We start from the raw sequence: 26105 nt of genomic DNA, 5'->3' as shown, positions 1-26105 counted from the left end.
TGCGCCTCGACGGGAACTCCCCCGTCGAGGCACATTTGGCTGAACGGAACGGACGGGGCGTCCGTGCAACGATAGGGAGGCTTTCGCTATGGGACTCGCGCTTCTGGGTGCCGTATCCCAAGGTATTCTCTGGGGCATCATGGTGCTCGGGGTGTTTATCACCTATAAGCTGCTCGACATCGCGGACTTGACGGTCGACGGCAGCTTTGCGCTCGGCGGTTGCGTGTGCGCCGTCATGGTGGTCGGCGGGATGGACCCGTTGCTCGCCATCGTGGTCGCCATGGTCGCCGGCATGGTCGCGGGCGCCGTCACGGGCTTTCTGCACACCGTGTTTGAGATCCCTGCGATCCTCGCGGGCATCTTGACGCAAATCGGCCTGTGGTCCATCAACCTGCGCATCATGGGCAAGTCCAACACGCCGCTGCTCAAGAACGAGACCATCTTCAGCTCCGTGACCGATGCCACGGGTCTTTCCACCAACGTGGGCGCCATCATCGTGGGCGTTGTCATTGCGGTGGTCATCATCGTGGCGCTGTACTGGTTCTTTGGCACCGAGATTGGTTCGGCCTGCCGCGCCACCGGCAACAACGAGGCCATGGTGCGCGCGCTCGGCGTCAACACCAAGATCACCAAGATGATCGCGCTCACGCTCTCCAACGGCCTCGTTGGCCTCTCCGGCGCGCTCATCTGCGAGAGCCAGAAGTATGCCGACATCGGTATGGGCACGGGTGCCATCGTCATCGGCCTTGCCGCCATCGTGATCGGCGAGGTGCTCTGGCGCGTGCTGCCGGGCGCCAAACTCCACGCTTTCGGCGGCCGTCTGACCTCTGCCGTGGTCGGCTCAATTGTGTACTTCCTCATCCGCGCTATCGTGCTTCAGATGGGTATGGACGCCAACGACATGAAGCTGCTCTCCGCCATCATCGTGGCGCTTGCGCTCTGCGTGCCCGTGGTGTGGGAGAAGTACCAGCTCCGTCGCGCCTACGCCCGCGCCTCGCGTGAGCTGCCCGAAACCGAAGGCGCCACCACCGAAGGGGGGCGATAGGCGATGCTGACACTCTCTCACGTCTCCAAGACTTTCAACGCCGGCACCATTAACGAGAAACGTGCCCTTGTGGACTGCAACCTCCACCTCGCACCCGGCGACTTTGTGACGATCATCGGTGGCAACGGCGCCGGCAAGTCGACGCTCATGAACATGGTCGCCGGCGTCTACCCCATCGACGCGGGCACCATCACGCTCGACGGCAAGAACATCTCGCGCCTGTCTGAGCCGGCGCGCGCCAAGTACCTCGGCCGCGTGTTCCAGGACCCGATGATGGGCACCGCGGCTGACATGCAGATCATCGAGAACCTCGCCATGGCCAAGCGCCGCGGGCGCGCCCGCACGCTCGCCTGGGGCGTCACGCGCGCCGAGAAGGAGGAGTACGCCGACCGTCTGCGCGAGCTCGGGCTCGGGCTGGAGAAGCGCCCGACCGCCAAGGTGGGCCTGCTCTCGGGCGGCCAGCGCCAGGCACTGACGCTTCTTATGGCTACGCTCACCGAGCCCAAGCTGCTGCTGCTCGACGAGCACACCGCCGCGCTTGACCCCAAGACGGCGGCCAAGGTGCTCGACCTCACCGAGAAAATCGTGGCCGAGAAGAACCTCACCACGCTCATGGTCACACACAACATGAACGATGCCATCCGCATGGGCAACCGCCTCATCATGATGCACGAGGGCCGCATCATCTACGATGTTCGCGGTGACGAGAAGCGCTCGCTTACCGTGAAAGACCTGCTGCAGAAGTTCGAGGAGGTCTCGGGCGGGGAGCTCGCCAACGACCGCATGCTGCTGTCGTAGCCCGGCTTTCACCAAGGACGTAGACAACAAACGGCACCCCGCGGGGTGCCGTTTTTTTGCCGACAACCGCGCTTGAGCGGCTGCCTACCACCGCTGGTACCGGGGACGTGGGGCGGGTAAGGCCGGCTGCGCGCAAGAAGCCGTTACTTCTCGAGGTAACGGTTCCGCAGCGTGGCGCGGTCATCCTCCGTAACGCCGAGCGCCTGCTTGAGGTAGCCGTCGATGCCACCGTACTCGCGCTTAAGGAAACGGACGGCAGAGTTTAGCGCCGCCATGCGCGCAGCGAAGTCGATCGAGTACTCGAGCGGCGCGAAGAGGTTCGTGGCGAGGTAGTCACTCTCAATCTGGTCCCAGGACACGCCGAGCACCCACTCCACGAGCATGGACGCCATGCCGCAACGGTCGCGCCCCACCGAGCAGTGCCAGAGCGCTGCGCCCTCCTCGCAGGCAAGAAGCGCTTCGAAGAACTGCCGGTATCCCTCAAGACCGCCCGGACCTGCCAGGATAAAGGGATAGAACGCCTCCATAAAGGCATCGGGGTTCTGCGACGCCTGTGCCTTTTGCATGGCGACGGTCGCTTTGGTGGCACGTTCCTGCGTAATGCCCGCCGCCTCCTCGGGCAGGATGTTGGCGTGCACATAGCGCACACCGGGGAAGTAGCGGACGGGGTCGGGGAGCTCGGAGAGCTCGATGTCGTTGCGCAGATCGACGATGAGGGAGAGGTGGTAGTCGTCGCGCAGGCGCGCGAGGTCCCCGTCGCTCGCAAAGCCGAGCGCGCCCGAGCGCAGCAGCAGGCCTGGCTTGACGCGCCGTCCGTCGGCACCAACGAGCTCACCAAGGTCGCGTGTGTTGGGGAGCACCTCAAAATCAATGCGTCCGTAGCCCTCGCGGCCAGCGGGGCCGGGCAGCGCCGGGCGTTCGACGTAATCGGGAAGGTTCTCGGTCAGACCGGTTATCACGCAATGCTCCTTTGACGGTTCCGCGCGGGCGCTGCCGGGCGCGGTGGTTTCTCACGGTTATGTATTGTGCCACCACCGTCCGCCGCGAATGTTAGGGAACTGTATGGAATAGCGTCTAGAGCTTGAGTAAGATAGAGGCGAGCAAAACGCTCAGCGACAACGAGCGGCTCAACCGCTCTGGTATGGCGAGGAGGCCTCCATGAAGCTGTGGGACAAGATCAGAAAGACCGGTACGTCCGAGGAAGCCTATCGCCCCGAGCAGGCGACGTTTGCCGTGCGACCGGATACCGTGTACGCTCCGGTCTCGGGCGTGCTCGTGAGCATCGAGGAGATTAACGATGAGATCGTCTCCTCCAAGTTGCTGGGCGAGGGCTACGGCATCCTGCCCGTCGGTGACGCTATCTACGCGCCGGCAGACGGCCGTGTGGTCATGACGACCGTCACCAACCATGCCATCGGCCTTCTTACCACGACCGGCGCCGAGGTTATCATCCATATCGGCCTGGGTACCGTGGCGATGAACGGCAAGGGCTTCACCAGCTATGTCAACCAGGGCGACGAGGTCCGTGCCGGCACGCCGCTCATTGGGTTCGATTCCGCGGCGATCAAGGACGCCGGTTTTGAGGATGTGGTGACCGTGGTGGTGTCCAATGCACCCCAGGTGGGGCACATCGAGCATGCCGCCGTCTCCAACACGCTCATCGGCGACCGTTCCCTCGTAAAGATCGGCGACCCGCTGCTCGTCATTCGCTAACGGCGACAGCGCTCTTTACCCTGAACCCTGGCGCCCCGACGGCACGTCTCCGTCGGGGCGCCGTGTTGTCACGCGCGCTTCGGTCGCGCCTTGTCGGTCGCACCTGCTATCATGGTGTGCGCACAACATCGCCCGCACGGCGGGCTCGGAAAGGAATCGTATGGATCGCACCAAGATCGCGCAGCTCTACGCGGATGCCGAGGAATTTGGCGGTAAAAGCGTCACCGTCGCCGGATGGGTCAAGTCCGTCCGCGACATGAAGAACTTTGGGTTTGTCACCATCAACGACGGCAGCTGCTTCCGCGACCTGCAGGTCGTTATGAACCGCGATGCGCTCGCCAACTACGACGAAATCGCGCACCAGAACGTCTCGGCGGCGCTCGTCTGCACGGGCACGGTCAAGCTCACGCCCGAGGCGCAGCAACCCTTTGAGCTCACGGCGGAGACCATCCGCGTAGAGGGTCCCTCGGCGCCGGACTACCCGCTGCAGAAGAAGCGCGCCACCGTCGAGTTCCTGCGCACCCAGCAGCACCTGCGTCCCCGCACGAACCTCTTCCGCGCGGTGTTCCGCGTGCGCAGCGTCGCTGCCGCCTCGATTCACGCGTTTTTCCAGGAGCGCGGCTTTGTCTACGTCAACACCCCCATCATCACCGCAAGCGACTGCGAGGGTGCGGGCGAGATGTTCCGCGTGACCACCATCGACCCGGCAAACCCGCCGCGCGTGACGGCCGAGCAGGCCGCCGCCTCGGGCGGCACCCTCACCGAGGGGGATGTTGACTGGAGCCAGGACTTCTTTGGCGTGCCGGCCTCGCTTACGGTCTCCGGCCAGCTCAACGCCGAGAACTTTGCCATGGCCTTTGGCGACGTCTACACCTTTGGCCCCACGTTCCGTGCCGAGAACTCCAACACCACCCGCCACGCCGCCGAGTTCTGGATGATCGAGCCCGAGATCGCCTTTGCAGATCTTGCCGACGATATGGACCTTGCTGAGGCCATGCTCAAGCGCGTCATCCGCGACGTACAGGCGAAGTGCCCCGATGAGCTCGGCATGCTCAACCGCTTTGTGGACAAGGGCCTGATCGAGCGCCTGGAGCACGTGGCGAGCTCCGACTTCGCCCGTGTGACCTACACCGAGGCCATCGAGATTCTGGAGGAGGCCGTCGCTGCCGGCCACAAGTTCGACTACCCCGTGAGCTGGGGCATCGACCTGCAGACCGAGCACGAGCGCTTCCTCACCGAGCAGCACTTTAAGAAGCCGACCTTCGTGACCGATTACCCGGCCGAGATCAAGGCCTTCTACATGCGCCTGAACGACGACGGCAAGACGGTCGCCGCGGCGGACTGCCTGGTGCCCGGCATCGGCGAGATCATCGGTGGCAGCCAGCGTGAGGAGCGCTTGGACGTGCTCGAGCGCCGTATCGCCGAGCTCGGTATGGACGCCGAGCAGTACAAGTACTATCTGGACCTGCGCCGCTTTGGCACCTGCAAGCACGCGGGCTTTGGCCTTGGCTTCGAGCGCCTCGTGATGTACCTCACGGGTGTGGGCAACATCCGCGACGTCATTCCGCATCCGCGGACCGTCGGTAACGCCGAGTTTTAAACTCCCCTCAACCAGAACGGCCCCTCTAGGCACCGTATCTTCGTCCTCAATCGTCGGTCGCCGCCCTAAGGCGTGCTCCCTCCTCTTTCGGACGAATCTACGGCACCTGGGGGCCGTAACTTTGGGCGGGATGAGAATGGCCTCCCCGGCGCTGTGCCCTTGTGGGCGGCGCCGGGGAGGCCTGTTTTCACGGTCGGGCGTGGCCGCGTTCGCAACCGGGCGTGGTCGCGTTGGCTAACGGGTGCGGTCGCGCCTAGCCGATGAGCTCGACCTGCTTGGTGGCACAGCGGGCGCCGCTCGCGGTCACCTCGATGGTATGGAAGTGCTCGGGCGCGTCGATATCGGTGGTGTAGCCGTCATCGTCGTAGAGCGTGTAGGTGATGCGCTCGGCGTCGCCCGGGTTGGCGAGCACGCGCAGATGGTCGAAGTCCATCGCCTGCGTACTCGGCGCGGGCTTTGCAACGGGCACCGCGTGCCCGGGGCGGATGAAGAAGACCATCTCGTTGAGGTCGGCGCTCACGTAATGGTCGCCCGCGGCGAGGTTCTCAGTGTCGTAGTCATCAAGCGCGCGGTAGCGCACCATGCGCATGGGCTCGGGTAGGTACACCATGCGGCCGCGCGCGTTCTCCTCGATCACGGGCGCGATCATAAGGGACTCGCCCACAAGCAGCTGGTCCTCGACGCGGCGTGCGCGCTCGTCGCCTGCAAACTCAAAGGCGAGCGGCTTGAAGTAGAGATCATCGGCAAGCGATGCCTTTACAAACTCGCTGTAGAGGTAGGGGAGAAGCGCGTAGCGCAGCTCCACGATGTGGCGCATGGTATCGACGTGCTTGAACGTGTCGAGCTCCTGTGCGCGGCGGCTCGCGGAGTGGTTGCGCATAAGCGGGGTGAAGACCGAGAACTGCAACCAGCGCGTCATGAGCTCCTCGTTGGTATCGCTGCCAAAGCCGCCGAGGTCGGGGCCGCAGTAGAGGAAACCGCACATCTGGATGCCCGGCATCTGGCAGACGGCGAGCCTCAGGTGCGACCACCATGCCATGTTGTCGCCCGTCCAGATGCCGCTCACGCGGTGCATGCCGATCATGGAGCTGCGCGAGAAGAGCAGGATACGCTTCTCGGGCGAGAGACGGCAGAACGCCTCGCCCGCGGCGCGCGAGAGGTTCGAGCCATAGAGGTTGTGCACGCGGTCGTGGCGCACGCGCTTGCCGTCGATGGTGTGGTAGAAGAGCTCGTAGTCGGCGGGGTTGTTGGAAAGGCCAGAGAAGGTGGCGACCATGTCAAAGAACGTGTTGAGGTCGAGCTCGCCCTGGCGCAGCTCGTCCACCTTGGCGTACGCCTCGGCGAGGCGTTCCTCGGTATAGAAGATTGAGGGCTCGTTCATATCGTTCCAGAAGCCGTCGATCCCGAGGTCGAGGAGCTTCTTGTACTGGTCGCCAAACCAACGGCGGTTGTCGGGGTCCATGACGTCGACCAAGTGGCAGTGGCCGGGCCACACGCCGAGGGTGAAGTCCTCGCCGGCGGCGTTCTTGCAGAAGCGGTTCTCGGCCACGCCCTCCTCGTACACGTCGTAGTCCGGCTCGACCTTGAGGCCCGCGTCGATGATGGGAACGAGGTGGATGCCGTCGCCCTTGAGCTCGGCGGTGAGCTTCTCAAAGTGTGGGAAACGCTCGCGGTCGACGGTGAAGCTCTTGTAGCGCTCCATGTAGTCGATGTCCATGTAGATGGCATCGAGGGGGATGCCCGCCTCGCGGTAGCGGCGCGCGATGTCACGGAAGTCATCCTCCGTCTTATAGGCCCAGCGGCTCTGCTGGTAGCCGAAGGCCCACTTGGGCGGGATGTAGCTTCTGCCCACGAGCGCGCGGAACTGGCGGACGATGTCGGTGGGGTCCTCGCCCTCGATAAGGTAGAGGTCGCAGTCGGGGTATTCGAGCGCGACCTGGATGCGATCAATGTCGGTCTCGCCCATGTCGAAGGAGATGATGCCCGCGGTGTCAAAGAAGGCGCCGAAGGTCTCGCGCCCGCTCACGATAAAGAAGTTGTGGGCGCTGTAGAGGCTGTGGCGGTCCTCGGTGTGGCGCGCGTTGTCCATGCAGCGCGAAACGTAGGTAAAGTTGCGCTTGTTGATGCCGCGCACCTGCTCGCCAAGACCGTAGACGATGTCATCGGGATCCATCGTGTAGGTGAAGAAGAGCAGATCGGTGAGGTTGCTGGCGTCGAGCGGGTTTCCCTCCACCTCGCCGGGGTTGCTTACCTCGGTTGAGCGGTCGTGCTCGTGCTCGACGGGCTCGCCGGGGCGATGCACGGTGAAGCGGCGCACCTCGCCTGTCTCGGCCGCAGGCTTTGTAAGCACGGCATCTGTCTCGATGGGTTGTCCAAAACGATAGCGAACGATCATGGCCGCCACACCTTTCTTGTCTCTGCGCCTCGGCGATGCGCCTTGGCTGTACGTGGGATGTTGCGCCACAAGATACCCCAGAGAGCCGGGTGGATTCTTGCGTGATTCGGCGGTATAACTATAACGATTATGACTTTTTGGCATGGAGGACGGTGCATATGCTCGCTCGCCTCAAAGAGGGTAGGGAACACGGGTCGGACCTTTTTCCGCTTGATACCTTTGACCAGCGTGCCCAAGCGGGGTGCGACATCGGCTACATCCACTGGCACGATGAGGTGGAGTGGGTCTATGTAGCCGAGGGTGCGATTGACGTGTTTGAGGACGGCAGCACGCGCCGCGTGGGCGCCCGCGAGCTCTTTGCCGTTGAGCCCCGCACCCTTCACCGCTACAGCGCCGTGAGCGACTGCCACCTCTTTGTGATTGTATTTGACGGTGGGCTTTTGGAGTTTGCGCAGGCAGACGTTGCATCGCGCCGTTATATCGACCCGTACCGCGCTGGTACCCTGACGGTGAGAAACCCGGTGCGCGACGAGGGCGGCGCCATCGGCGCGGCGTTTGAGCAGATTCTCTCCGACTGCCGCGATCTACCCCCGTGTTTTACGCTTGACGTGCGGATTTGCCTGCTGCGCATCTTCCAGGAAATCGTCCGCACCGGGAGCCTCGTGGAAAACGAGCGCGACCGTCACAGCCTCGCGGCAGCGGAGCGGGCGGTTCGCTACGTGCAGGACCATTACGCCGAGCAGATATCAAGCGCCACGCTCGCCCAGGTGAGCGGTTACCAGCCGCAGTACTTCTCGCGCTTCTTCAAGCGTGCGACCGGTCTCACTCCCACGGCCTTTATCAACCGCTATCGCATCGAGCGAGCCTGCGACGAGCTGTTGGATACCGACCGCTCGATTATCGATATCGGCCTTTCGTGCGGGTTCCAGTCCACGAGCTACTTCATCAAGAAATTCAAGGAGTTCAAGGAGGTCTCGCCCCAGCGGTACCGTAAGACGGTGCTCGGGAGCTACCGGGCGAACCACGAGCATTACCAGGCAATCGAGGTCGGCAGATTGCGCGTGGAGGACACGCTTGCGGTGCCGGATGAGGCGGACGCGACCGGTACCCTGCAGGTTGCCGGCGGCAGGTAGATAGAGGACGCCCGGCAAACGGCTGGCGCTCGGTGGGTCACCGACGCCCCTGCGGCTGCTTTCTTGAAGGCGTTGACTTTGCATCACTGGCTGGCAAAAATAGCGTTTGTGTCGCACGAAGACTTGCCGCCCGGTGCGGCTAGGTACGGAAGAGGGAGCGCATGAAGTACGATTTCACGACCATCATGGACCGCCGCGGGCAGGATGCCGTTGCGGTGGACGGCCTGACCGACACGCCGGCCGGCATGGCACCCACCAAGCCCGCCGAGGGCTTCGACGCCATCCCCATGTGGGTCGCCGACATGAACTTCCCTGTGGTTCCTACCGTGCCCGAGGCGCTTATCGAGCGCGCCCGTCAGCCGCACTTCGGCTACTTCGAGCCGCGTGACGAGTACTTCCAGTCCATTATCCGCTGGCACGAGACCCGCAACGGCGTCACCGGCCTACGCCCTGAGCATATCGGCTACGAGAACGGCGTGCTCGGCGGTGTGGTGTCGACGCTCCAGGCGTTCGCACGTCCGGGCGATGCGGTGCTGCTGCATAGCCCCACCTACATCGGCTTTACCGGCAGCATCGAGAACGCCGGCTTCAAGATCGTGCACTCGCCGCTCGTGCAGGACGAAGCGGGCGTTTGGCGCATGGACTACGCCGACATGGAGCGCAAGCTCGCCGAGCACAAGATTCACGTCGCGGTGATGTGCTCGCCGCACAACCCCTGCGGACGCGTATGGGAGCGCACCGAGCTCGAGCAGGCGATGGAGCTCTACCGCAAGTACGACTGCGTGGTCATTTCGGACGAGATTTGGTCCGACATCATTCTTCCCGGGCACACCCACACGCCCACCCAGTCGGTCTCCGAAGACGCACTCCAGCGCACGGTTGCCCTCTATGCGCCGAGCAAGACCTTCAACCTCGCGGGACTTGTGGGAAGCTACCACATCATCTACAACGACTACCTGCGCGATCGCGTGGTCGCCGCCTCGTCCAAGGCGCACTACAACGAGATGAACGTGCTCTCCATGCACGCCCTCATTGGCGCCTACAAGCCGGAGGGCTACGAGTGGGTCGATGAGCTGTGCGAGGTGTTGGGCAAAAACGTTGACTGGGCGTGCCGCTATATCGACGAGCACTTCGAGGGCGTGCGCGTAACCAAGCCCGAGGGCACCTACATGCTTTTCCTCGACTGCACCGAATGGTGCGCCGCACATGAGCGCGACGTCGACTGGCTGCTTACCGAGGGCTGGCGCGTGGGCGTCGACTATCAGGACGGTCGCCCCTTCCACGGCCCCTGCCATATCCGCGTGAACCTCGCGCTGCCGCTTTCGCGCGTGCAGGAGGCGTTCGAGCGCCTCGACCGCTACGTGTTCAACGCGTAGGGGCGTTCGCGATCGGGGTAGGATGTGCCGCGCGGAGCGAATGACACCCCTCTGCGCAAAATGCGTTTGCTGACCTCCCGTGAGCCCCAATGAGCTGGGATTTCTTTAGTGCCCTTTCGCCCCGGTGGGCAAAGGGCACTCTTTTGGGTAACAAAAGCCCAGATAAGCAGGGGGTTATTTTATAGATAGAGCCTTCAAAAGGGTCAGCAAATCAATTTTTGCGCAGAGCGACCACGGCCCACCGCGCGCCAAGCCTCGTTTGAAGGTTTTATCGTTGCGGTGACACGCCGATCGCCGCAGCGAGCGCCGCGACATCGCCCGTGAAGTGGAACGCCTGCATGCCCACCACCTTGGCGCCCACACAATTGTCCGCGTTGTCGTCGACAAAGAGGCATTCCGCCGGTACGAGCCCGTAGCGCTTGCAAAGCAGCTCGTAAATGGCGGGGTCCGGCTTCATGAGCTTTTCCTCGGCGGAGACCACACGCCCTTTCATGAGAGGGTAGGCGGGGCAGTGGTCGAGCTGCTCATCGATACGGGTGCCAGCATTCGAAAGCAGGTAGAGGTCATAGCCTTGCTCGTAGAGGCGCCGGGCAAGGTCGTTTACCTCAGGGATAGGTTCGGAGTAGCGTGCCCAGTGCGCCGCCATATCGTGCAGGTTGGGCCAGAGCCGCTCCGGCAGGTGCGCCTCGGCGATGCGCATCATGGTGGGGTAGCCGATGACACCCGCGTCGAGGAGCGCCCATTCGCCGCGGCCAAAGTATGCCGCCTGCAAGAGCGCGGCGTCCTGGTCGTTATCAGAGAAGCGCGTCGCAAAGTGCGGCCCGTTGAAGGTCATGAGCACGTTGCCCATGTCAAAGACGATGTTTTTGATGGGGCGAGCGGCTGCGTTCATGGGCTCCTCCTGAGGGCGTGTTGTCCCGTACAAAAATATGATAACGATTGGCGAGCGCCGTCGCGAAAGTTTGCCTAGGTGTGTATAGTAAGGCGGAATCACGTGATACTGATACCCGGCGCACACGCGGCTGGGGCAATTAATAGGGATGGGGGACCGAGCATGACGCTCGATGAACTCGAGATTGGCAAGGATGCCATCGTTGCGTCCGTGGACTGTGACGACCCGTCGCTTCGACAGCATATCTTCGATATGGGCCTTACGCCTGGTATCGAGGTCACCATGATCAAGCTTGCCCCTATGGGCGATCCCATGGAGATTCGCTTGAGGGGCTACGAGCTCACGCTCCGGCGCGACGACGCCGCCCGCATCAGCCTGCGCGACGTTCACGATGCACACGACCTGCCCGCCCGGGGAGCCGCGCCTGCGCAGACCGCGCATCCGGCGCTTGGCGAGGAGCCGGCGCGCCCGCGGCGCGAGGGCGCGGCGCTCGCCGAGGGCGCTCCGCTCAGCTTTGCGCTCGCCGGCAACCAGAACTGCGGCAAAACCACGCTTTTCAACCAGCTCACCGGCTCCAACCAGCACGTGGGCAACTTTCCCGGCGTCACCGTCGACCGCAAGGACGGCCAGATCCGCGGGCACACCAACGCCACGGTGACCGACCTGCCCGGCATCTACTCGCTCTCGCCGTATACGAGCGAGGAGGTGGTGAGCCGCCGGTTCATCTTGGAGGAGCATCCCAACGCGATCATCAACATCGTTGACGCCACCAATATAGAGCGCAACCTCTACCTGACGCTCCAGCTCATGGAGCTCGATTGTCCCATGGTGCTCGCGCTCAACATGATGGACGAGGTCTCGGCCAACGGCGGCACCGTCGACGTGAATGCGCTCGAGGCGGCGCTGGGCATTCCCGTCGTGCCCATCTCGGCCGCCAAGAACCAGGGTATCGACGAGCTTGTCGAGCACGCCCTTCACGTTGCGCGCTTTCGCGAGCACCCGGGCCGCATCGATTTCTGCGCCGAGGACGGACCCGACGGCGGCGCGCTCCACCGCTGCATCCACGGTCTTATCCACCTCATCTACGACCATGCGGCGGCCGCAAAGATTCCGGCGCGCTTTGCCGCAACCAAGCTCATCGAGGGCGACCGGCTCGTCACCGAGGCGCTTGCGCTCGATGAAAACGAGCTCGATGCGATCGAGCACATCATTTCCCAGATGGAGGACGAGGCGGGCGTCGACCGTCTGGCGGCACTCGCGGACATGCGCTTCTCCTTTATCGAGAGCGTCTGCGAGCGCTGTGTGGTGAAGCCGCGCGAGAGCCGCGAGCACAAGCGCAGCGTCGCTGCCGACCGTATCCTCACCGGCAAGTACACCGCTATTCCCGTCTTCCTCGGTATCATGGCGCTCGTGTTCTGGCTTACGTTCGACGTCATCGGCCAGCGCCTATCCGACCTGCTCGCCGCGGGGATTGACTGGTTTACCGGCGTGGTCGACGTGGCGCTCACCGATTTTGGGACCAACCCGGTGGTGCACGCCCTCGTGATAGACGGCGTCTTTGCCGGCGTGGGGAGCGTGCTCTCGTTTCTGCCCATCATCGTCGTGCTGTTCCTGCTGCTCTCCATCCTCGAGGACTCGGGGTATATGGCCCGCGTCGCGTTTGTGATGGACAAGCTGCTGCGCAAGATCGGCCTTTCCGGCAGGAGTTTCGTGCCCATGCTCATCGGGTTCGGCTGCTCGGTGCCCGCCATCATGGCCACGCGCACCCTGCCCTCCGAGCACGACCGCAAGATGACGGTCATGCTGACGCCCTTTATGAGCTGTTCGGCAAAGCTCCCGGTCTACGCCCTCTTCGCAGGGGCGTTCTTCCCCGAGGCGGCGCCCGCCGTCATGCTCGCGATGTATGTCATGGGCATGGTCGTGGGCGTGGTGGTGGCGCTCGTGCTCAAGGGGACGGCCTTCCGCGGCGATCCGGTGCCCTTTGTGATGGAGCTCCCCAACTACCGCCTGCCGAGCGCCAAGACGACGCTTCGTTTGGCGTGGGACAAGGCTAAGGGCTTCGCCACCAAGGCGTTTACCATCATCTTTGTGGCGAGCGTGGTCATCTGGGTTCTCCAGACCTTCGACATCCGCTTCAACGTGGTGGCAGACCAGGCGGATAGCATGCTCGCCGGCGTGGGGGCGCTGCTCGCCCCCGTCTTCGCCCCGCTCGGCTTTGGCAACTGGATGGCTGCGGCGGCGCTTGCGGCCGGTTTTGGTGCGAAGGAGAACGTCGTTGCGACGCTTACCGTCCTCATGGGCGGCTCGACGGCGGCGCTCGTGGGGCTGTTCACGCCGCTCACCGCGTTTGGCTTCCTCACGTTCACCCTGCTCTACACGCCGTGCGTGGCGGCGGTTTCGGCGGTAAAGAACGAGCTCGGCACCAAGATGATGTGGGCGGTCATAGCCATGCAGTGCGGTGTGGCGTGGGTGGTCGCGCTTCTGGTCCGCCTCGTCGGGATGGCGCTCGGCCTCGCGTAGGCGCGCCCCTCGCCTCAGGGGCACCGGCGCGCCCGATGCCCCGCGTGTCCGTGCCCCAAGGCAGATGTCCTCTTCCTGCCGTTCACGGAGTATCTCCTACCGTTTGCACGGTCGTTACACACCGGTTCTCTGTTGGAAATAAAGGGCGGTAACGATAGATACAAGCCTGCGGTGCATGTTCGCCGATGCGGGCCGCCGTGGGCGGTGTGCTCGAAAGGAGGGCAATCATGATTCGTCTTGCTACTTCTGCCGATGGCGCTCGTGTGTTCCGACTGGTGTGCTGTGCCAAGGGGACACAATGCCCGTACCCGACTTTCGAGCGTGCCTACGGGGCGCTTCTCGGCTCGGCGCGCGATGTCAATCTCGTGGCCGAGGATGCCGAGGGGCGGGTCTGGGGGTTCATCTCGCTGCACGCGCAGAACCCCGAGGACGCCGATGACCCTATGGCCATTTCGCAGATAGTGGTATCGCCGCAGATGCACGGCATGCACGCGTGGCTCGTCGCCCGCTCCTACCGGCTCGTCCATGCGCTGCGCCACTACGCGCGCGCCCTGGCGGCGGACGGCGGGCTCGATGGCCGCGAGCTCCTCACCGCATAGCCCCCTCTGGCCCGTGATCGCCTACTTGACGGCGACCTGACAGCTTCGCATGGTTGCGAGCGCTGCGTCGTGCGCCGCCGGTGTCACGCCCGCGCAGAGCGCCGCATCCACGCTCACGGGCACCTCGGGGAGGACCGCCTTGATGAGAAGCGCGTTGGAGACGACGCAGATGTCGGTGCACACGCCGACGAGCTCGATGCTCTCGATGGGGTCCGCCTCGTTTTGCGCGGCGAGCCAGCGCGCGAGCTCCGTCGAGCCAAACGTCGGCTTCTCAAAGGACCGCGCCTCCCGTTCGCGCCGGACGGTGTCGAGGGCGGGGATGAGCTCCCAGCCCCGTGTGCCCTTGATGCAGTGGGGGACGGGCAGGTTCGCGCCCTCCTGCGTGTCAAGGTAGTCCTGCCCGTGCGTGTCGTAGGTAAAGACGACCTCGCCGTCGAAGGCACGGGCCTTCTCGACCACGGCGTCGGCGATCGAGGCCGCCTCGGGTGTGCCGAGGGCACCGTCCACAAAGTCGTTCTGCATATCGATAACGATGAGATACCGGTTGGCCATAAGGTCCTCCAAAGACGGGGGAGCGCGCCGCGGCCGATGCGCATCCCGTGAATTGATGCCGCCGAGCGCGGCCGTTACCGCCATTCTACGGTACCGCGGGACACTTCGCGCTAAGATGGCGGCATGGCAAAGCGGCGGTAACCGGAAAGGCTGGCGCGCATGCGGCGCCGGTGCGCCGTGTGCGGCGAACGAGGGCGAGGGAGGGGCGGCATGGCGGTGTATCAGCACATCGAGCACGGTTTCGAGCCGGTGTTCGACGCGCGTGCGCGCATCCTCATCGTGGGCTCGTTTCCATCGGTGCTCTCCCGTGCGAACAGCTTCTATTACGGCAATCCGCAGAACCGCTTCTGGCGTGTGATCGCGGCGGTTGTGGGGGAGCCGGTGCCGCCCCGCGAGGGGGAGCCGCAGGGGCCAAAGGGCACGCCGTCGACGCTCGCGGAATCCATCGGGGCCAAGCGCAGGCTTCTTATCGAGCACGGCATAGCGCTGTGGGACGTGATCGAGAGCTGCGACATCAAGGGCTCGTCCGATGCGAGCATCAAAAACGTGGTGCCCGCGCGCATCGAGCGCATAACCCGGGCGGCGCCCATCGAGCGCGTGTTTGCCAACGGCGCGACGGCGGGCCGTCTCTGGCACAGGTATCTGGAGGGGCGGACGGGGCTCGCGGCAGAGGTGCTGCCCTCGACGAGCCCTGCCAACGCGAGCTGGAGCACCGAGCGTCTGGTAGAGCGCTGGACGGCGGCGCTCGCGGTGTCCGACGGGCCCGGCGGCGCGCGCCCCGGCTGCCGGCGCTAGCCGCGTTTTTTGGCTCGCCCGCACTCCCGTGGAGATGTGTGCACCCCGTGCGGCCCTTGACACGGCCCGCGTCATTTCCGATACTATGTCGCGTTAACGCACGATTCCGCTGCCAGAGACAGCCGGTGCCGCGGGGCCGCAAGGTTCCAACGCTCAAAGGGGCAACCCGCCAGCCGAGGTGGTTGAGAGCCAAGACTTGCTTCTCGCCCCCGTCGCTCTTGCAGCACGGGGGTTTCTTTTTTCGAGGCATCCCCGTCACGTCCTGCACGGGTCGTGCCCGGAAAAGAACGAGAAGGAGGTGTACCCATGCCCGCAGCATACAAAATCGAGAAGGTTGCCGAGATCGAGCAGCGTGTCGAGGCCAACAACGGCGTGTTTGTGGTGAACTACCGTGGTCTTACGGTCAAGCAGTCCGAGGACCTGCGCCACAAGCTCCGTGAGGCCGGCGCCGAGATGAAGGTCTACAAGAACAACCTCGTCCGTCTTGCCCTCAAGAACCAGGAGCAGCCGGAGATCGACGATATCCTCGTCGGCCCCGTCGCCTATGTGTTCTATGAGAACGAGCCGGTGGAGTCTGCCAAGGTCCTCAAGGAGTTTGCGCAGAAGTCCAAGGGTGTTCTCGAGATCCGCGGTGGTATCTCCGAGGGTAAGGCTGTCACGGCCGAGGAGGTCAGCGCTATCGCCGACCTGCCGACCAAGGACCAGCTGCTCGGTCAGATCGCCGGTCTCATCAACGGCTTCGCCCGCGACATCGCCGTGTGCGTCAACGGCGTCTCTTCGGGTCTTGCTCGCCAGATTTCCCAGATCTCCGAGCAGAAGGCCGCCTAACAGGCGTCCCGCGCGGGCGACCGCGCACGTGGCATTCGTGCCGCACCGTAGTTTTTAAGCTCCGCGCCACGGAGGCGCGGGAACCGAAAGGATTTGCACCATGGCTAAGCTTACCAATGAGGAGATCATTGAGGCCCTCAAGGAAATGACCCTTCTCGAGGCTTCCGAGCTCGTCAAGATGATCGAGGACACCTTCGGCGTGTCCGCTGCTGCTCCGGCTGCCGTCGTGGCCGCTGGCCCGGCTGCCGGCGCCGCCGAGGAGGAGGAGAAGACCGAGTTTGACGTCGTGCTCGAGGGCTTCGGCGACAACAAGATCCAGGTCATCAAGGTCGTCCGCGAGCTCACCAGCCTTGGCCTCAAGGAGGCCAAGGAGGTCGTCGAGAGCGCTCCGAAGGCCGTTCTCGAGGGTGTCAAGAAGGAGGACGCCGACGCTGCCAAGGAGAAGCTCGAGGCTGCCGGCGCTGCCGTCTCCATCAAGTAACTTCTTGCGGGTCTGGTACCTGCTCGCGGCCGCATAACACCGGCGGTCGTATACAAGGGGCCGAAGGCGATTGCCTTCGGCCCCTTTCTGCTGCCGAGCGAACGCACATTTGGGGACGGGGTCGTTTTATGCATGCGCACCCCCGCGCGGTTAACGGGAGCGCAGCGCCGTATAGGGGAGCGAGCGTTGCAGAAACGCCATGTTCTTGCGGTAGTCTCGCGCAAACACGCAGCAAAAGAGCGAGTCGAGTACAAACTGCACGGCGATATGGCTCGCAAACTGCGTGATGCGGTGCTGCAGGCTCTCGCGATCGCTCACCATGAGATAGGCGTCGAGGCTCGGCAGCGCCCGGCGAGCCCGCTGCGAGCCCACGAGGATGATGGGCGTGCCCTGTTCCCTCAGCACCGAGATGATGCGCCGATAGCTCGCCTGCAGGCCCGAGTAACTGATGATGATGGCCGCATGCGTCTTATCTGAGGCGAGGGCGAGCCTGCTCATACGCTCACCCGAAAGCGGGCAGACGGCGCGTTTGCCGGCCGAGAGCAGCCGTTCCTCAAACATCTGCGCCGGGTAGACATTGTGCGAGCCGGTGTACATCTCTACGCTCTTTGCCTGGGAGACAAGGCGAGCGGCCCGCTCGAGCTCGCTGGGCTCCAGGAGCTTTACCGTGTCGGCAACCGTGGTCTCGTAGAGCGTGGACATGTTGGCGACGATGGTGCGCTGCGTATCGCCCGGGGCAAAGGGGAAGTTCACGTCGACCGTGGCAATGGGCTCGGGTCGCGCGGCTTGAATCTTTCCCATCTCCAGTTTGAGCGCCTTAAAGCCGGAGAGGCCGAGCTTCTTGCAGAGGCGCTGGATGCTTGCCTTTGAGGTCGAGGTCGCCTGCGCGAGCTCCTCCAGCGTGTAGCCACCAAGGCGTGCCCCCAGGTCCAACACCGCGTGGGCGAGCTGGAGCTCGGTGGGGGTGAGGTTCTCCGCTTGGGCGATGCGCTCTTCGATGGTCATGGGCGTCCCTCTCAGAAATACCAAAACGATTCAATCTGAGTATAATCTAAGGCAATTCTGCCCTAAAAAGATGCAGAACATCTCAGACTTGCTGCGCCGCGTGCGAGCGACAGGCACACTGGAGATGTTCGGAAACGCGCGGCGCCACACGGTGCCGCTGGGGCAGAAAGGACACCCACATGGCAGACAAGCAAGGCGTAAAGATCGTAACGATCGGCGGCGGCTCGAGCTACACGCCCGAGCTCATGGAGGGCTTCATCAAGCGCTACGACCGCCTGCCGGTGCGCGAGATCTGGCTCGTTGACATTGAGGACGGCCGCGAGAAGGTCGAGACCGTCGGCGCCATGGCGCAGCGCATGTGGGATGCCTCGCCCTACGACGTCAAGGTACACATCTCCTTCGACCGCCGCGAGGCCCTGCCGGGCGCCGACTTTGTGACCACGCAGTTCCGCGTGGGTCTGCTGTATGCTCGCATCAAGGACGAGCGCATTCCGCTGTCCTACGGCATGCTCGGCCAGGAGACCAACGGCGCCGGCGGCATGTTCAAGGCCTTCCGCACCATTCCCGTCATCGGCCAGATCATCGCCGACATGCGCGAGCTCTGCCCGGATGCCTGGCTCATCAACTTCACCAACCCCTCCGGCATGGTGACCGAGGCCGCCATCAAGCACTTTGGCTGGAAGAAGACCATCGGCCTTTGCAACGTGCCCGTGGGCTCCATGATTAACGAGCCCAAGCTCATTGGCTACGAGGAGAACGACCCGCGCCTCACCTTCCGCTTTGCCGGCCTCAACCACTTCCACTGGCACCGCGTGTGGGACGAGAACGGCCGTGAGGTCACCCACGACATCATCAGCCACCTGAACGACCGCGACAACGGCATGCCCGCCAACATCGACGAGGTCGAGCTGCCGCTTGAGATGCTCCACTCCATGGGCATGATCCCTTGCGGCTACCACCGTTACTACTACATGCACGAGGAGATGCTCGCCCAAGAGGTTCGCGACTTTGGCAAGGGCGAGTGCCGCGCCGAGGTCGTGAAGAGGACCGAGGACGAGCTCTTTGAGCTCTACAAGGACCCGGAGCTCGACCACAAGCCCGAGCAGCTCGCCAAGCGCGGCGGCGCCCACTACTCCGATGCCGCCTGCGAGACCATCGCCGCCATCTACGGCGACACCAACACTCACATGGTCGTCTCCACGCAGAACAACGGCGCGGTGCCGGACCTCGCCCCCGATTCGATCGTCGAGGTCTCCGCGCTCATCGGCCGCCACGGTGCCGAGCCGCTCGCCTGGGGTCCCATGCCCAGCCAGGAGCGCGGTTGGCTGCAGTGCATGAAGGCTATGGAGGAGTGCGTCATCGAGGCCGCCATCACGGGCGACTACGGCAAGGCACTCGAGGCGTTCTGCCTGAACCCGCAGGTGGAGAATGGCAAGAAGGCCCAGTGCGTCCTGAACGAGCTCCTCGTGGCGCATGAGAAGTACCTGCCGCAGTTTGCCGAGAAGATCGCGGAGCTCAAGGCTGCTGGCGTGACGGTCACCGACGAGACCGCCGCCCGTCTGGTTGCCGAGGGCAAGTAGCGGCTGCGCGGGGCACGCTGGTGCCCTGCGCCCCGACATAGCGCATCCCTCTTCTGGACGCGTCCGTCACTTAGACGGGCGCGTTTTTCATCACCGCCGGGTCCTGAGCGGCGGTGGACGGTTGCTCGGGCGTGGTGGATGGCGGCGACCTTACCCAATCCTGATGGTGCGCTCACACAAACCGGTGGGTTGCGGGGTAATCCTGATACCAAAGAGGGGGTTACTTGGAAGGCCCGCGACGCCCGGGGCGCCGCGTCCGAGGGAAGGAGCGACCATGAGCTGGTTCGATAATCTGGTTGGTGAGCGCGAGAGCGAGTTCACGGGGCTCAAGGGCGCCATCCTCCGGTATGCGGGCAACGCCTACACGCTCGTACTCGTAGGCCTCTTCTTCCTGGCGTTCGCCGAGGCGTACCCCGGTGCGGCCGTGCCCCTGCGCATAGCCGCCGGCATCTCCTTCGTGCTCGCGGTAATCATCCGTCCCCTCAAGACATGGCTGCGCGACCGCCAGAGCGTTGGCGCCTCGCGCGGGTGATCTATCGCGCGGCTGTGACGGCCCGAATTCCCGCCATGTGTCTTGCCGGGCATGGTTGCGAGGGCGCACGTCCCCATGACGTGCGCCTTTTGTGCGCGCCGAAGTTCTAGCGGTCCGGCGCGGCTAAAGCCCCTAAACTGAATGGTCGCCGCCGGAAGGCGGCTTGTTTGAGAAGGCCGGAAGGCCCCGATGGCGCGGAAGCGCCCAGATGACGCGCCGAGGCGGCGCAGAAAGTGGAAGGTCTGTATGGACGAGATGAACGAGACGATGAACGAGACCGTAGACGAAGCGATCGAGACGCCGGCTGCCGAGGTTGAGGCCACCGAGGTTGAGGCTGCCCCGGCTGAGGTCGCTGCCGAGACCGTGGTTGCCGAGGCGGATGACGCCGAGGCCGATGATGCCGCCGAGGATGCGGATAAGAAGGACGTTCCCGAGGACCTGGACGGCCAGCTCCTCGATAAGCTCAACCGCGCTGCGCGCCTGATGCGCAACCGTCGCAGCGCGCTCGAGCAGGAGGCCGAGGTCGATCGCGAGCGCAACGACAACCTCATGCGAGCCCTCAAGCTTCTGGAGCTCAAGCCCCGTATGGAGCAGAAGGAGATGGCCGACCTCATGGGCATGCGCCTGCGCGAGCTCAACGGCATTCTCGCCGAGGCTGAGAAGCACGACATCGTGGGCCGCATCGAGCCCGAGGACAACGATATGCGCGCCGTGGTGGTCTTTGCGAGCGAGGACGCCGAGGAGCTTGCCAAGGCGCAGGGCGAGAAGCGCAAGAAGTACATCCCCACGCTCTCCTCTGAGGACGCCATCGCGCTCCTCGAGATGCTCGATAAGGTAATCGACCCGCTCGTGGGCATGGGCCTCGATGAGGATCGCGGTCCGCGCGGCGGCTTCGGCGACCGCGGCGGCCGCGGTGGCGACCGCGGCGGACGTGGCGGCTTCGGTGACCGCGGCGGGCGCGGCGGCGACCGTGGCGGCCGCGGCGGCTTCGGCGGTGGCCGTAGCGGCGATCGCGGCGGCCGCGGCGGCTTCGGCGGCGGCCGTGGTGGCGACCGCGGCGGCTTCGGCGGTCGCGGCGGCGATCGCGGTGGCCGTGGTGGCTTCGGCGACCGTGGCGGTTCGCGCGGCGGTTTCGGTGGCCGTGGCAACGATCGCGGCGGCCGCGGCGGCTTCGGCGATCGCGGTGGGTTCCGCGGCTAAACGCACAAGACCTCGAGCGCTCGCAATGAGCGCGCTCATCATCCAGATGGAAAAGAAAGGCGCCTTACGGGGCGCCTTTCGCATGATACGCGGAATACGGTGCGGGCGGATGGACTGCATCGCGACGCAGCGCTCTGCCATGGGCGAGCGGCGCCGCGCTACATGCTATTCGCCGCCAAAGATCTCCATGATGTCCGACAGCGCGGAGATGGGGCTCGACTTCTTCTTTTTATGCTCCTTGTAGTAGCGCTCCTCCTCGCGCTTGCGGTCGTAGGAGCGCTCCTCGCGCCGACGGTCGTCTGCGTGCTCACGGCGCTCTTCCTCATAGTAGGCGCTGCGGGCGCCCTGTGCGCGCTCGATGATCTTGTCGAGTTCGCCGCGGTCGAGCCAGATGCCGCGGCATTCGGGGCAGTAGTCAACCTCGACGCCGTTCTTCTCGGTCATAAGCAGCGTCACGTCTTTGCAAACCGGGCATTTCATGGGTGCCTCCTGTTCGTAGGGCGGATGTGCATGTGTTCGCATATGCCCCAGCTGCGCGCGGGCTATTCCTCGCTCGGCAAGCGGTGCCAAACGAGCGGGGAGCGGGTATCATCGGGTCATCGTCTATGTGGAGGTGGCCTGTGAGAACCTTTATCGCCATCGAGGTACCTTGCGATTTTAGAGACGAGCTGGCGCGCCTGTCGCGGCAGCTGGCCTGTACGGTCCCCGGGCGCTTCATGCGACGGGAGACCTACCATCTCACGCTTGCGTTTCTGGGCGAGATAGGCGAGATGGAATCGCATCTTGTCATCGAGGCGATGGACGAGGTGGCAGGGGACGGGCGCCTCCTCGGGCTCGCTCCTACGGGCTTGGGCACGTTCGGCAAGCCTGCCGACTGCACGGTTTGGCTCGGCATATCGCCCGCACCGGAGCTGATGGGGACGGCAGCGGACTTGCGCCGTGCCCTCACCGAGCGCGGTATCGCCTTCGATACAAAGCCGTTCCGCCCCCACATCACGCTGGTGCGCCGCGCCAAGTTGCCGCGAGGTGCCCTTCCAGCGCTCGATTTTCCCGCGCCCGCACAGGCTCAGTACATGACGTTCTACAAGAGCACGCTTTCCGCGGAGGGTGCAACCTACAAGCCGCTCTACAGCGTGGACCTAGCTTCCGAGAGCTGAGAGACAACGGGGGCTCGTGCTGCATGACGCCGATGGCAAGTCGCTCCGTCGGATGCTTGATATATGGCGCGTGATCCACAGAGAACATATGATCGATCGGTACAATCGCGCTGATCGAACTCATGTTCTTTGGGGAGGGCGCGATGCCGGCTCAACAACGTGATTACGATGCCTCGTCTTTGGCGTCAATTGCGGCGTACGCCAAGCAGCTGGAAGGTACGACTCTGCGTAATGCGTGCCACATCGACGCATTGACGGATCCTCACGTGCGGCGCGGCGCCTTCGGCAATGCGGTCGAGCAGTACTTCTTCCATTATGCCCCCAACTCAAAAAGCGCTCCGGATTTTGAAGAGGTGGGGACCGAGCTCAAGACGACGCCGCTTAAGCGTCGGAAGAACGGTGGATATTCAGCCAAGGAGCGCCTCGTTATCAGCATGATCAACTACATGAAGGTGGTTGATGAAACGTGGGAGAGCAGCTCTCTGCTCAAAAAGCTCCATAAGATTCTGCTTATTGCCTATCAGTACGACAAGGACCTCAATCCGGTTGATTATCTGGTCAAATTGGTTGAGCTCTGGCATATTCCGCCAGAGGACGTTCCAACGTTCAAGAAGGATTGGGATACCGTTGTTGGTAAGATTCGCGCAGGTCATGCGCACGAGCTTTCCGGTTCGGACACGCTCTATCTAGAGGCTGCAACTAAGGCGTCATCCTCAAAAGCGCGAACACCGCAGCCGTATTCAACCATTCCGGCAAAACCACGAGCGTGGGCGCTCAAATCATCGTACATGACAGCGACGTTCAATCATTTACTCGATGCGCAGCGAATACAGCGCAAGCGTGGCGAGGCGCAACTTGATTTGTTGGAACTTGTGCGGCATCGCTTCGAACCGTATATCGGACTTACCGAGGAGGAGCTTGCATCCTGCTGTGGATATCATGTGGCTCACGGTAGGAAGCCGAAGAACCTGTGCGCCCTTATCACTCGTTCGCTCCTGGGCGTTGATGAAAAATCCAAAATTGCCGAGTTTGAAAAGGCAGGGATAAAACCCAAGACCATCCGGTTGAAATACGACGGCATACCGAAGGAGTCCATCTCATTTCCCACCTTTAGCTATATGGAGTTAGCACAACAGGAATTTGAAGAGAGCGATTTCTACGACTATCTACACCAGAAGTATCTGTTTGTCATATTTAGGGAGTCGTTCGAACATCGCGGACGCTATCAGTTGGCTGAAGTGCTGTTTTGGCAAATGCCCGACAAGGATCTTCTAGAGGCGAAGCGGTGCTATGAGGAGATGCGGCGCCGTGTACGAGCGGGGCGGGCCGATCGGTCTGTCAGATCGACGGAGAATCGCTGCTGCCATGTGAGACCGCATGGAAGGAACAAAAACGATGTCCTCCCTACGCCGTATGGATCCTTCGAAACAAAAAAGTGTTTTTGGCTCAATGCGCGCTACATCGGTCAGGAGATCGATAGAGTAAAGCGGGAACTTTGGGCCTCGACGTCGAGGGCGATTGAGGAAAAGATTGATCGGAGCAGCGTGTCGGGAAACGTAATTCGAGTAGCAGAACTGTTCGCCGGTGTGGGTGGTTTTCGTTTGGGTCTTGAGGGATACAACCGAGCGGACCATCCCGAGTTCTCTCTACCGGCAGCGGGGCCTTTCGTGACGGTTTGGGCTAATCAATGGGAGCCACAGGGTTCTCCTGCTAAGCAATTTGCCGCCCGCTGCTACGAGACGCGCTTCGGATACGGTTCAGTGGTTAATGAAGACATTCACCGCGTGCTGGATGAGTACGAGGCGGGAAAGATTGACATTCCAGACGTTGATATGGTGGTCGGAGGCTTTCCGTGCCAAGATTACTCGGTTGCAAAGCCGCTAGCCCAGGCAAATGGCATCGAGGGCAAGAAGGGCGTGCTCTGGTGGGATATTTACCGGTTTCTCCGGCTTAAGAACTGTCCCAAATACGTACTACTGGAGAATGTGGACCGGTTACTTAAGAGCCCGGCAAGCCAACGCGGCCGCGACTTCGCCATTATTCTTTCCTGTCTGGCCGCGCTTGGCTACGCGGTCGAGTGGCGTGTTATCAACGGTGCGGATTACGGTTTTCCTCAGAAAAGGCGACGGGTATACATTTTTGCTGAGAAGACTGAAGGGCAGTGGGATCTTGAAACGCGTCTCGAGGACGGTATCTTTGCCGATGCGTTCCCCGCTGAGGTGACGGAGGACGCCTCGTCGTTCTCGTTGTTTGCAGATCCTTACGAGAACTCCGAACACTTTGGCCTCGGCCTAAAGAAATCCCCCTTCATGCGCGCCGGTGTGATGCAAGATTGTCGGGTTTTGACGGCTGAAGTTCTGCCACGTTACGTCGGTGCGCATCACGTGCTGGGAGATGTTCTCGTTCCCGATGAGGAGGTTCCGGAATCTTTCTACGTGGAGGACGAGAAGCTCGAAAAATGGCGTTACCTCAAGGGCGGGAAAAATGAGCCGCGCGTTAACAGGAGCACGGGTTTCACCTATACCTATTCTGAAGGTGCTATGGCTTTTCCCGACCCCGTAGACGCGCCGGCAAGAACAATCCTTACAAGTGAGGGGGGGGGTCTGCTTCTCGGAGCAAGCATATCGTGCGGACTGCCGACGGCAGGTATCGCCGGCTGGTTCCCGACGAGCTCGACCAGCTGCAGGGGTTCCCGAAAGGCTGGACGGATACCGGGATGTCAGATATCAACCGAGCATTTTGTATGGGCAACGCGCTGATCGTCGGCATTCCCCATCGCGTGGGCATGGCAATTGCTAGGCGACTGTAGAGCCCATTCAAATGCGGTGGTCTTTGCCTCGTGGATGCAAAACGCAGTTCTTATGGGGTGCCGTCTCGTTCTAGGAACTCAGCGTAGTGCGCAGCGAGTCTAGAGTATGAGGGTAGCTTCTTTTTGTCGGCGGGAAGGAGCAGCGACCTTCCGTTGAGGTTTCGATATTCGCTTTGCATGAGAGGCAAAGAGACCCGTACGGTTAGGTGCTCGGGATTGATTGAAAGAAGGTGGCGGTCAAAGAGCTGTCGAATATCAGCGCGCAGGCAGAGACCGTTTGAGGGGCGGTTACTGGCTGCCCCCAAATAGGATACGATGCGTCCCGCCTGCAGCGCATTGCCCTCGCAGCATCCTGTGATTGCGCAGCGGCTTTGATATGTTTCAAAGAGTGCATCGCGATACTGGCGTTGGCGAGCGGCGCGAACGAGCGGTATGAGATCGCCCTTGTCATCGTTAAGCTGGCCGGTAGTGAGAGCTCGATCTATCTCATCGGCAAGTACTCCGTTGACGCTTCCGTTATACGCAATCAGAACATGTTCGATTGTGGGTCTATTGATCGATTCGGAAACGATGGGCGATAGTGCTTTGCCGGTTTCGGTGGTTACGGGACCATGTAGCAGAAACGCTCTCGCCTCGTTGTCGTAATGTTCAACGAATGCCAGTCCAAGGCAGAGGAATGACCCATAGTTCTGCTTGATGAAGATCCCGACGGGAAGCCCGTCGTGCAGGCAATTGTGCAGTGCTTCGTTATATACCGTATTGGTGTCGCTGCTTCCATCGTTTTGACGCTGTTCACTATAGGAAACCACCCAAGTGTCGCCATCGAGCCGATGGATCCTATCGGTGCTGTAGAACGGATTGGCAGTTGAGGTTATCGATAGAGCATAGCGAAATTGACCTTTCGGTTTGTGTATGCCGCGTTGAGCGCACAAGGTGATGCCCACATCTTTTGGGGCGTTAGTCCCATAGGGGCGTGGTCCTATCTCGCCGGCATGCTTCATGAACCAGTCGTAGGCCTTAGAGTAGTCAGTTGGGGCGATACGCTTTGCTCTCTCTAGACTGAGAGTGGGGCCTTGAAAAAACTGAATAGTCATA

Annotated in this window: 23 protein-coding genes; 16 read left to right on the top strand and 7 right to left on the bottom strand. The window is 62.7% G+C overall.

The window, feature by feature from the left end; translation table 11 throughout:
* The first annotated feature begins 88 nt into the window (after positions 1 to 88).
* Positions 89 to 1045: an ABC transporter permease gene (locus tag B5F70_RS04945; RefSeq protein WP_087204449.1), complete on the top strand. Its 957-nt coding sequence runs from the start codon at positions 89 to 91 to the stop codon at positions 1043 to 1045.
* 3 nt (positions 1046 to 1048) lie between these two features.
* Positions 1049 to 1843 carry an ABC transporter ATP-binding protein gene (locus B5F70_RS04940; protein ID WP_087204448.1) on the top strand — a complete coding sequence of 265 codons (795 nt, stop codon included), beginning with the start codon at positions 1049 to 1051 and terminating at the stop codon, positions 1841 to 1843.
* 143 nt (positions 1844 to 1986) lie between these two features.
* Here the strand turns inward: B5F70_RS04940 and B5F70_RS04935 are convergent, their stop codons facing one another.
* Positions 1987 to 2802, bottom strand: coding sequence for a tyrosine-protein phosphatase (locus B5F70_RS04935; RefSeq protein ID WP_087204447.1), 816 nt, complete (start codon positions 2800 to 2802; stop codon positions 1987 to 1989).
* A 199-nt stretch (positions 2803 to 3001) separates the two neighbouring features.
* On the opposite strand from B5F70_RS04935, the gene B5F70_RS04930 reads away from it, so the two are divergent.
* Both B5F70_RS04930 and asnS read left to right on the top strand, forming a co-directional pair.
* Positions 3002 to 3556: a PTS glucose transporter subunit IIA gene (locus B5F70_RS04930; RefSeq protein WP_087204446.1), complete on the top strand. Its 555-nt coding sequence runs from the start codon at positions 3002 to 3004 to the stop codon at positions 3554 to 3556.
* 160 nt (positions 3557 to 3716) lie between these two features.
* The gene (asnS, locus tag B5F70_RS04925; protein ID WP_087204445.1) at positions 3717 to 5156 is read left to right on the top strand and encodes an asparagine--tRNA ligase; all 1440 of its coding nucleotides are present in this window, start codon (positions 3717 to 3719) and stop codon (positions 5154 to 5156) included.
* 253 nt (positions 5157 to 5409) lie between these two features.
* Here the strand turns inward: asnS and B5F70_RS04920 are convergent, their stop codons facing one another.
* Complete coding sequence (locus B5F70_RS04920; RefSeq protein WP_158094933.1) at positions 5410 to 7551, bottom strand: TIM-barrel domain-containing protein; 2142 nt, start codon at positions 7549 to 7551, stop codon at positions 5410 to 5412.
* 158 nt (positions 7552 to 7709) lie between these two features.
* Between B5F70_RS04920 and B5F70_RS04915 the strand changes: the two genes are divergently transcribed.
* Positions 7710 to 8684, top strand: a complete 975-nt coding sequence (locus tag B5F70_RS04915) for an AraC family transcriptional regulator (protein ID WP_158094932.1) — start codon at positions 7710 to 7712, stop codon at positions 8682 to 8684.
* 161 nt (positions 8685 to 8845) lie between these two features.
* Positions 8846 to 10060 carry an aminotransferase class I/II-fold pyridoxal phosphate-dependent enzyme gene (locus tag B5F70_RS04910; RefSeq protein WP_087204443.1) on the top strand — a complete coding sequence of 405 codons (1215 nt, stop codon included), beginning with the start codon at positions 8846 to 8848 and terminating at the stop codon, positions 10058 to 10060.
* Positions 10061 to 10328: 268 nt separating this feature from the next.
* Here the strand turns inward: B5F70_RS04910 and B5F70_RS04905 are convergent, their stop codons facing one another.
* A complete protein-coding gene (locus B5F70_RS04905) occupies positions 10329 to 10952 on the bottom strand; it encodes an HAD family phosphatase (protein WP_087204442.1) in 624 nt (207 codons plus the stop codon).
* A 162-nt stretch (positions 10953 to 11114) separates the two neighbouring features.
* Between B5F70_RS04905 and feoB the strand changes: the two genes are divergently transcribed.
* Entirely contained in the window at positions 11115 to 13472 is a 2358-nt protein-coding gene (gene feoB, locus B5F70_RS04900) for a ferrous iron transport protein B (RefSeq protein WP_087204441.1), read from the top strand.
* A 227-nt stretch (positions 13473 to 13699) separates the two neighbouring features.
* The gene (locus B5F70_RS04895) at positions 13700 to 14071 is read left to right on the top strand and encodes a hypothetical protein (protein ID WP_087204440.1); all 372 of its coding nucleotides are present in this window, start codon (positions 13700 to 13702) and stop codon (positions 14069 to 14071) included.
* A gap of 21 nt (positions 14072 to 14092) precedes the next feature.
* Here the strand turns inward: B5F70_RS04895 and B5F70_RS04890 are convergent, their stop codons facing one another.
* Positions 14093 to 14623 carry an isochorismatase family cysteine hydrolase gene (locus tag B5F70_RS04890; protein ID WP_087204439.1) on the bottom strand — a complete coding sequence of 177 codons (531 nt, stop codon included), beginning with the start codon at positions 14621 to 14623 and terminating at the stop codon, positions 14093 to 14095.
* A gap of 210 nt (positions 14624 to 14833) precedes the next feature.
* Here B5F70_RS04890 and B5F70_RS04885 point away from each other — a divergent pair, with 210 nt between their 5' ends.
* From B5F70_RS04885 to rplL, 3 genes are all read left to right on the top strand, one after another.
* Positions 14834 to 15418: a uracil-DNA glycosylase family protein gene (locus tag B5F70_RS04885; RefSeq protein ID WP_087204438.1), complete on the top strand. Its 585-nt coding sequence runs from the start codon at positions 14834 to 14836 to the stop codon at positions 15416 to 15418.
* 306 nt (positions 15419 to 15724) lie between these two features.
* Entirely contained in the window at positions 15725 to 16246 is a 522-nt protein-coding gene (rplJ, locus tag B5F70_RS04880; RefSeq protein WP_087204437.1) for a 50S ribosomal protein L10, read from the top strand.
* 100 nt (positions 16247 to 16346) lie between these two features.
* Positions 16347 to 16727 carry a 50S ribosomal protein L7/L12 gene (gene rplL / locus B5F70_RS04875; protein WP_087204436.1) on the top strand — a complete coding sequence of 127 codons (381 nt, stop codon included), beginning with the start codon at positions 16347 to 16349 and terminating at the stop codon, positions 16725 to 16727.
* 150 nt (positions 16728 to 16877) lie between these two features.
* On the opposite strand, the gene B5F70_RS04870 is transcribed toward rplL, so the two are convergent.
* Positions 16878 to 17732, bottom strand: coding sequence for a MurR/RpiR family transcriptional regulator (locus tag B5F70_RS04870; RefSeq protein WP_087204435.1), 855 nt, complete (start codon positions 17730 to 17732; stop codon positions 16878 to 16880).
* A gap of 179 nt (positions 17733 to 17911) precedes the next feature.
* Between B5F70_RS04870 and B5F70_RS04865 the strand changes: the two genes are divergently transcribed.
* The 3 genes from B5F70_RS04865 (at position 17912) to B5F70_RS04855 (ending at position 21044) form a co-directional block, all read left to right on the top strand.
* The gene (locus B5F70_RS04865; protein WP_087204434.1) at positions 17912 to 19312 is read left to right on the top strand and encodes a 6-phospho-beta-glucosidase; all 1401 of its coding nucleotides are present in this window, start codon (positions 17912 to 17914) and stop codon (positions 19310 to 19312) included.
* 274 nt (positions 19313 to 19586) lie between these two features.
* Positions 19587 to 19844 carry a hypothetical protein gene (locus tag B5F70_RS04860; RefSeq protein WP_087204433.1) on the top strand — a complete coding sequence of 86 codons (258 nt, stop codon included), beginning with the start codon at positions 19587 to 19589 and terminating at the stop codon, positions 19842 to 19844.
* A gap of 246 nt (positions 19845 to 20090) precedes the next feature.
* Positions 20091 to 21044, top strand: coding sequence for a hypothetical protein (locus B5F70_RS04855; RefSeq protein WP_087204432.1), 954 nt, complete (start codon positions 20091 to 20093; stop codon positions 21042 to 21044).
* Positions 21045 to 21209: 165 nt separating this feature from the next.
* Here the strand turns inward: B5F70_RS04855 and B5F70_RS04850 are convergent, their stop codons facing one another.
* Positions 21210 to 21524 carry a zf-TFIIB domain-containing protein gene (locus B5F70_RS04850; protein ID WP_087204431.1) on the bottom strand — a complete coding sequence of 105 codons (315 nt, stop codon included), beginning with the start codon at positions 21522 to 21524 and terminating at the stop codon, positions 21210 to 21212.
* Positions 21525 to 21664: 140 nt separating this feature from the next.
* Here B5F70_RS04850 and thpR point away from each other — a divergent pair, with 140 nt between their 5' ends.
* Positions 21665 to 22201 carry an RNA 2',3'-cyclic phosphodiesterase gene (gene thpR, locus B5F70_RS04845; RefSeq protein WP_087204430.1) on the top strand — a complete coding sequence of 179 codons (537 nt, stop codon included), beginning with the start codon at positions 21665 to 21667 and terminating at the stop codon, positions 22199 to 22201.
* A 143-nt stretch (positions 22202 to 22344) separates the two neighbouring features.
* Positions 22345 to 24960 (top strand): Sau3AI family type II restriction endonuclease, encoded by a 2616-nt coding sequence (locus B5F70_RS10745; RefSeq protein ID WP_206383503.1) that lies wholly within the window; start codon positions 22345 to 22347, stop codon positions 24958 to 24960.
* Between the two features lie 100 nt (positions 24961 to 25060).
* Here the strand turns inward: B5F70_RS10745 and B5F70_RS04830 are convergent, their stop codons facing one another.
* Positions 25061 to 26104: an HNH endonuclease gene (locus B5F70_RS04830; protein ID WP_158094931.1), complete on the bottom strand. Its 1044-nt coding sequence runs from the start codon at positions 26102 to 26104 to the stop codon at positions 25061 to 25063.
* Position 26105: the final 1 nt, after the last annotated feature.

The sequence above is a fragment of the Collinsella sp. An268 genome (assembly GCF_002159765.1).
In the GTDB taxonomy this organism is placed as follows: Bacteria; Actinomycetota; Coriobacteriia; order Coriobacteriales; family Coriobacteriaceae; genus Coprousia.
This window is presented reverse-complemented; position numbering and strand designations above follow the sequence as displayed.